The sequence below is a fragment of the Haematospirillum sp. H4485 genome (assembly GCF_012102745.1).
GTDB lineage: Bacteria > Pseudomonadota > Alphaproteobacteria > Rhodospirillales > Rhodospirillaceae > Haematospirillum.
Map to the genome: position 1 here is coordinate 133,466 of NZ_JAAVSY010000005.1, position 8,323 is coordinate 141,788.

At 53.0% G+C, this 8,323-nt stretch carries 3 protein-coding genes and 1 pseudogene; all 4 read right to left on the reverse strand.

From position 1 onward, the window contains the following. Positions 1-15 precede the first annotated feature (15 nt). Positions 16-273 carry a hypothetical protein gene (locus tag HEQ61_RS05840; RefSeq protein WP_168020341.1) on the reverse strand — a complete coding sequence of 86 codons (258 nt, stop codon included), beginning with the start codon at positions 271-273 and terminating at the stop codon, positions 16-18. Between the two features lie 192 nt (positions 274-465). Further along, entirely contained in the window at positions 466-2,592 is a 2,127-nt protein-coding gene (locus HEQ61_RS05845) for a M10 family metallopeptidase C-terminal domain-containing protein (protein WP_168020343.1), read from the reverse strand. A 346-nt stretch (positions 2,593-2,938) separates the two neighbouring features. After that, positions 2,939-4,699 (reverse strand): M10 family metallopeptidase C-terminal domain-containing protein, encoded by a 1,761-nt coding sequence (locus HEQ61_RS05850; RefSeq protein ID WP_168020346.1) that lies wholly within the window; start codon positions 4,697-4,699, stop codon positions 2,939-2,941. 168 nt (positions 4,700-4,867) lie between these two features. Continuing rightward, positions 4,868-8,323: pseudogene (locus HEQ61_RS05855) on the reverse strand (calcium-binding protein); the annotation flags it as partial.

An 8,323-nucleotide genomic window follows, 5' to 3' on the forward strand; every position in this document is an offset into this window, starting at 1 on the left:
AAAGAAGCCTGTGCGCTACAGGATATCCCCCAGAATTGGCAGGGACATGCCAAGAGAGTAGATCGAGAACCAGGGGCTTACATCAATGCTTTCATAAGAAGCCGGCGGCGTATCCTCTACGGGAGCAGGTACAGGGGGTGCCGCCTGTGCGCTGCGATCAGCCCCTGAATCCGGCCCGGAGAAGGGAGACGGCGGAAAGAACACAACGCCTTCCTTGTATGAAACAGCAGGGTAGAAAAACGCCAAAAGATCACCATTAGGATCTACAGCCATAACACGATATCCTTTCCACTCTTCAAACGGACCATCCGCTTTCCAGCACAATCACCATAGAAAGCTGTTACCTCATGGCCCCTGATCCTTCGTCCCCAATGGACTGAACGGAAACCATAGGTTATTATAATATAATATGTGAAACAATCACAAGAAAGCCTGACAGGACAATGCCTGCCACTCGCACGGCTTCTATATGCCCTGGAAGATAAAATCCTGAAGAACCAAGCTGGTTATACCATAAAGGGTTACGAAGAAATCTGGTCTGGTGTCACCATCAACATCAGCAAGGGCATGAACGCCGTTACCGTCGGCTGCAGGTTCATACCAGACAGCATGCGCACGTGGCTCACACCCTGAAAGGGTGAATGCCTGGTGGCCGTTCTGGTGCACGTCGGCATCAACAGCTGTCAGATCCAGGCAATCACCCTGCTCGCGGTTGAAATCAACAATCACATCCCCGCTGTCATCAATTGAATTGTACACAAATATATCTTTCCCTTCTCCCCCGATCAGCACGTCTTCCCCTGCACCACCGTTCAGATGATCATCACCGGGCCCCGCAGACAGGATATTTGCCTGTGCATTACCGATCAGGTGGTCATCACCGGCTCCTGTGGTTACATGTACGACAGCCGGATCGACAGAACCATAAATCAACCCGGCCTTCAGATTACCCCCCCAGTACCCGCGAACCCCAAGATCAACGGTAACAACATCATCGACCGTTCCATCAAACGACAGCTCCCGCACACCACGACGGATCGGTGACAGAACAAAGGTACTCCGCGAGAAATCGTCCCGGGATATATGCTCCACGCCTTCAAGAAAGACGGAACACTCGGGCTGATCCACATTGCCATCCAGATCAGCATACAAGTACCCACCTGGACCACCAGGAATGGGATCAAACCACAGGGAATGCGGAGCCGCACGCGATCCGGAGAAATGAAAAACCTGATGGCCCGCTGTCCCTGTATCCGCATCCAGGCCCGAGAAATCCAGCACGTCTCCCTCTGAACGACTGAAATCTGTAACGCGGTGCCCTAGACCGGAAAAACGAAAAATAAAGGCATCGATACCGGCACCACCTGTCAGGCTGTTGATCCCCGGGCCGCCATCCAGAAGGTTGGATGCCTCATCACCGGACAAGTGATCATCGCCAGATCCACCCAGCAGGTCCTCGATACTGAACAGGCTATCCTCCTCTTGCGCACCGACAAGAGCAACTGATCTGGAAGAACCAGCAAGGCGAATGACGACAGGATCCACTTTGTCGGAATAGTCAGCCAGATCGATCCCTTCTCCCCCATCCAGGGTGTCCCGCCCGGGCCCACCCTGCAAGCGGTCGCTTCCCCTCATACCCTGCAGCAGATCGTCGCCATCATGCCCGTAGAAGACATTGGCCCGCGAATCCCCCGTCAGAACATCATCTGCAGAACCACCATGAATACCCTCAATGTTACGCAGGGTATCTTCCAGACGGTTGCCAACAAACACGCTGGCATCCTGCATCCCGTTCAAGGTTACGGAAACAGGCAGGCAGGCATCAACATAGCTGGCCAGATCCAGGCCCGGACCGCCGTCAATCGTGTCATAGCCCGGACCACCGTGGAAAACATTGTCCGCTCGATCTCCACCCAAAATGTCATCATGTGATGAACCGTGAATATTCTCGATATCAGACAGAAGGCCGTCCGGCTTTCCACCCACCAGAACCGGGGCCGGGGTTGTACCGGCCAGAAAGACAATTACCGGGGTCGCATGACGCAGGTAACTGACAGTATCACTTCCGGGACCACCATTAATGGTGTGCTCCCCCGGACCGCCATAGAACAGGTCATGCTCCTCTGTCCCGTAGTGATAGTTCACCAGCGGGGCAGGGGCAGGAACAAAGGATTCCAGGAAATCATCAAGAACTGTACGTGAAGGCCATTCTGGCCCCGTCTGTAGTAACGGTAACGGGCTATCCGTAGAAGCAGAAGAGTCCTTGGCCGGAACAGGTTTCTCGGATTTCTCTGGCACCACGGACCCGTTAACCAGAATCTGAAGTTCGGGGACAGAAGCATTGCCATCAAGATCAACCAAGAGGCGCAATCCGGAATCAGTATCGGAATGTGCAGACCAGACAGAATGGGGAGCCGGAGCTGAGCCACTGAAAACAAGATCTATCCCGGGCTGGTCATGCCCAACCACAGGAGAAGACAAAGCACGCGCGGAAGGGGTGAAGTATGAAACGGTTATAGGGCCACTCCGGAATATAGTACGAAAGCCATACTCCCCTGATAGCTTGCATGCATACAAATCAGACGTGCCCACACTATGAAGATGCCCATTCAATACATGCAAGGTCCCCATATTTCCCCCTTCGCCTCCACGACAATCATCATCCGAAAAAAGGCCGACCTTATCACAAGAGCCAGATCCCCACACGGGAACCCTTCATCTTGTGACAAACAAAAAAAGATCTACCCCCACATAAAGAAAGAGAGGGCAGATCCATAAAAGGAAATAAAATTCATCATATCAATAAATTATTTATTTAATTAAAATTAATATCTACATAGAATTCTATTTTTTATACATGAATCTATCTTTACCAAGATGTGATAGATAATCTGTCAGGCCCAGCATATAAAGAAAAGGGCCTGACAGCCCCGAAAGACTATACAAGCAAGAAATCGTCTGCCGACAAACTCTGAACCCCATTCAGACGCAGAAAGAATTCAGCCTGCGCATCACCGTCGACATCCGCCATCACGACAGAACCATCAGTCCCATCGTTTGTATACCAAACAGAGTATGCCGCTGCTTGACGCCCTGAAAAATCAAGACCGCGCTGGCCATCAGGGCGATGAAGATACGCACCGATCATCGCAAGATCAATCCTGTCCCCCTGCTCTGAACTGAAATCCGTAATGACGTCTCCCCCTTCGGCTATGCTGTTATAAGTGAACGTGTCTGCACCACTCCCACCGCTCAGATAATCAACCCCCAGACCACCGACCAACCGATCCTTGCCTGCACCAGAGGAGAAAATGTTGTCGCGGGGATCGCCAATCAGCACATCGTCACCTGAACCGGTGCTGACACGCGTAACGGTCGGGGCAATATGGCCGGTCATATGAGCCATAACCGCATAACCACCATCCTCTCCATCCGGAGAAAGACCCGGATAGGCAGCCTGAAGGCTATATGACAACCCCGGAAGGTCAATAAATGTAGACTGTGTATCGGAAACATCAAGGCAATCCAGCCCCTTGGAGGTAACACGGGGGCCAAATGTTCCGAAGAGGAAGTCACCCATTGCGATTGCATCAATGCCCTGCAGAACCAATGAAAACTCTGCGGTCTCCTCCTGGCCATCTGTATCAGCGAACAACCGGATACCTGTTCCATCTTCCAAAGGCTTGTACCACAGGGAATGCGCCTGCGCCTTCTGGCCGGAAAACAAGAACGGCTGGTTCCCGTCTGCCGTACTATTGGCGTCAAATTCACTGAAATCCAGCTGATCACCTTCTGTCGTACTGAAGTCGGTAATGACATCTTCTGTACGCTCGGCACGCTCATAAGCAAAAATATCAGCCCCGGCACCACCTGTCAGACGATCCGCACCGCCGAGGCCGTTAAAGAAATTATCGTACTGGTCACCAACGATAACATCGTCTCCACCACTCCCGATAACGGCTTCGATGTTGCGCACAATATCCTCGGGCTGACCATCAACCATAACAGGAGAGTCCTCATGACTGTTGAGGGTCACAGAAACCGGCACAATACGCATTTCGTAGCTGACGGCGTCATATCCCTCACCGCCATCAATCAGGTCATGTCCAATTCCCCCAATGATCAGGTCATGCCCGGCCATCCCGTACAAGGCATCATCCCCAGCACCCCCCAGAAGCACATTGTCCTGCGCATTACCGGTGATGTAGTCGCTACGGGTCCCGCCAATCACGCCTTCTATACCGCGCACAAGGTCCTTGGGCAGGCCCCCTGCATGAACAACTGTATACAACGAATCAGGCAGGGCAACACGGATGGAAAGATCTTGGGTAGAATAATCCAGGATATCGTATCCCGGCCCACCATCGAAAACATCCATTCCCCCGCTGCCACGAAACAGGACACCAGCCCCATTCTTTTCGGCAGGATGATCGTGGCCGTTCGTACCGTAAAAGACTTCCAGCCCCTGAGACAGAGCGATACTGGGAATCAAGTCGCTCCAGAGAGAATATAGTGTCCTGTCTGCAAGATGGAATGGCACAATCGAATAATAGAAAACCTGCTCGGTACATACAGGCGCGTTCTCCTGCAAGGAAGAGGCAGAGTCAGATCCGGTATCCGTATCTGCAACCTGCACCGCGCCATCAGCATATTCCCCTGTTGTGTAGGAATGTGCGTCCTTCTCGGATACTCTCATCATGAAACACCCCCCAATAGTAATTCTGATGATCATATAACAATCATAAATACACCCCCTTGGTCTACTCCTGTTTCCATAGCCCCACATCTCCACGTCCCGGAACTGGCACATCCCCTCATTCGAATAACGGGGGGAGGGGATGACCAGACAAGGAATACAAGAACGGGATCAGCTTAAAATCAGGTCTGCCCGTGACAAGCTGCTGACACCCAGAAGAAAAATGGAGAAATCTGCCTGTGCATCACCATTGTCATCAGCAAACAGTAGCGTATTGCCATTACCATCCGGCTGATACCATACGCCGTTAGCCCCGGCATTCTGGCCATGGAAGACAAAATGCTGGTCACCGGGAAGAGCTTTGTTGGCATCAACAGAAGCCAGCTTGATACGATCCCCGGCCTGACTGCTGAAATCCATAATGGTATCGCGCGAGGCTTCATCAACACCCGAATCAGAGATCAGGAAATACAAGAAGGTGTCAGCGCCGCCTCCACCGCCCAGAATATCAGCGCCTCTTCCCCCGTACAGGCTGTTGTCGTTGTAATCGCCAACCAGGCGATCGTTGCCGGACCCACCCCACATGCACTCGATATTGATCAAGGTGTCTTGCGCCACTCCATTGAAGAACACGCGGGCCGGGTTCGCCCCGTCCAGGGTAACAGCAATAGATTCAGAACGATCCGTATAATCGGCAATGTCAACGCCAAGACCTCCGTCCAGGGTATCATGGCCAAGACCAGCCTTGAACCAGTCATTCCCGGCCTGTCCACGCAGGACATTATTGCCCTCATCACCGAAAATACGGTCATTCATGCCTGAACCGGTCACATTCTCGATATTGCGAATACGGTCTTCAACTTGACCACCAACGGACACATTGGCCCAAGCCGACCCAGCCAGGGTTACATCCACACCTTTGGTGCTGTAGCTGTAATCAACGGTATCCTGCCCGGCACCACCGTCGATCTCATCCTTTCCTCCATAACCAACAAAGGTATTGTCCAGGGCATCACCAACCATAACGTCATCAGATCCGCTGCCACTGATATTCTCAATGTTACGGATCCGGTCTCCTAGCTGATTGAGACCCACAGAAACCGTGGCCCATTGACTTCCGGCCAGGGTAACCATGATCGGGCCGGGGCTGGAGCGATAGTCCACGGTGTCTGAACCAGGGCCCCCGTCAATGGTGTCCGCGCCAAAGCCGGGAGTAAACACATTGTTGTTGCGGTCGCCGGTCAGCGTATCCCCGTAATTACCGGCAACAACATTTTCTATGTTCCGGATCTGGGTGGCCGCAGGCACACCGGCATAAAACACCTTGGACCAGCTTGATCCATTCAGGGTCAGGGAGACAGGACCTGATGCCAAGACAAGGCTGACGGTGTCAGTCCCGTCTCCTCCATCAATATTCAATGCTGTTGCCGAAGGCAGTGGAGCCAGGAAGTAGTTCTGCCACGTACCGCCGGTAAGAGTGCCAGACGGCGTAAAGGGATACTTCTGCCCACCAAAATGAACCTCGGAATTGAAAAGGTCAAAGTAGGCATAATCATCACTGTTCTTGACGGTATCAAGGACAGTATCAGGCCCCATATCAGGTCGTTGCGACAGCACAAAGTCCGAAGCAGATACGGATGAACAATTCTTCAACCTGATCGTAAAGTCATAAACAGCATCGCCCGTTGTATCAACACGCAGCACCTGATCCTTGCCATCCTGCTTTGACCAGACAGCATTCTTCGCAGGCCCTTTCGCGCTGAAGTCATAAACAAACAGGCCCTTGTTCAGGTGGGCCAGATTAATCCGGTCACCTTCAGCGGCATTAAAATCCCGTATAACCTGCTCGGCACCTGGAGTACCAGAGAGCGCAGAAGGATCATTGAAACCAAAGCGCCCAGTGTAAGCAAACGTATCAGCACTAGGACCACCGGACAGTGTGGCGTACTGCAAATCGACAGCCAACTTGTCGTCACCCTGACCCGCTGTGAAAACTTCTATGGAATGCAGATAGTCTTCCTCGACCGTACCAACCGACACAGATCCCCAGGAATCACCGCACAGGATGACCTGAAGAGGAACCGTATACTCAGAATAATCAACGGAGTCCGTTCCTTCTCCTCCCCCCAAAAAGTCATTTCCGGTCCCGCCATCCAGAACATCATCACCCTTGTCACCATACAGGGCATCATGGCCGGCTCCACCGCTCAGGACATCATTGCCCGCGTTGCCCAGCAAAATATTGTCACCGGCATTCCCTGTTATCCAGTCATGCCCGCTGCCGCCGGCAACGGCTTCGATGTGCCTCAGCGTATCTTTTTCAAGGCCATTGACACGAACCACGGCATCTTCAGCACCATCCGCCAAGGTGACAACAACAGGCCCCTGCTCTGCGCTGTAGTCCATGCTGTCACGGCCACCCTGTCCGTCAATGACATCGCGACCGCCGCTGGAACGGAACTTGTTATTAGCATCATTACCTGTCAGGTGATCGTCAGCATATCCGCCAGCCAACCCGTTATAGCCCGTTATCTCGGAAACACGAACACCACCAACCAGAACGGGAGACGGGTTGCCTGTGCCAAGCGTGAGGTTCACCGGTTCAGTGGCAAAACTCATACTGTAGACGGCATCCTCTATGCCCTCACCAAGCGGGACAACAGACTCAAGGATGAAGTCCTTTGCCAACAGGGAATGGACGTTATTAAGGCGTACCGAAAAATCAGCCGTCGCATCGCCGCTTACATCCGCATAAACAACAACGCCCAAGCTATCTTTCACATACCAGACACCACCAGCTCCGGCTTCCGTACCGCGGAACGTCAGCGGACGATACCCACCTGATGCATCAAAGACAACCAATGCAGAAAGGTCAATGCGATCGCCATGAACGCTGCTGAAGTCCATTATGGTATCGCGGTCTTGAGGTCGAGGCCCCGATTCATAGGCACTGCGATACAAAAATACGTCTGCCCCAAGGCCGCCCGTAAGACGGTCAGCTCCCATGTCACCATGCAGGCGGTCATTCCTCCCGGCACCGGAGAGCGTATCATTCCCCATTGCACCGCTAAGAACGTTGTCAGCACTGTCACCGACAAGAGTATCTGCAGCACCCCCCCCCACAACATTCTCGATATTGCTGATGGTGGCAGCGGCAACGCCATTGATGGTTACGGTCACAGGGCGTGCACGATCCAGCGTGACAGAAACAGGCCCGGCCGCATCACTGAAAACAGCGGTATCCTGCCCCTCTTTTCCATCGAGTACATCGTGGCCACCATAACCCGTAAACCGGTTATCACGGGCATCTCCGGTCAGGTGATCGTCATGGGAACTGCCAACAATATCTTTGGCTCCTTGAACACGACCAACCTCAACACCATTCACCCGAACCGGAACAGGCACGGCACCATACCCTGTTTGTCCCCCTTGCAGGGAGATCTGGACCGGTCCACCCAGCGCACTGGTCACCAATACGCCATTGGCATCCACCAAGGCTTCAACCCTCGTTGTGTCCAGAATGAGGTTTTGGGCGGATAGTGTGGTTACGCCGTTCAGGCGCACGGATAAATCCTCTTTCGTGTCCCCGGACGTATCGGCAAAGACTGTCAACCCGGATGCATCGGG

Coding starts and splice junctions, on each gene's coding strand:
- HEQ61_RS05850 (WP_168020346.1), bottom strand. CDS start 4,699: ATGATGAGAGTATCCGAGAAGGACGCACATTCCTACACAACAGGGGAA.
- HEQ61_RS05840 (WP_168020341.1), bottom strand. CDS start 273: ATGGCTGTAGATCCTAATGGTGATCTTTTGGCGTTTTTCTACCCTGCT.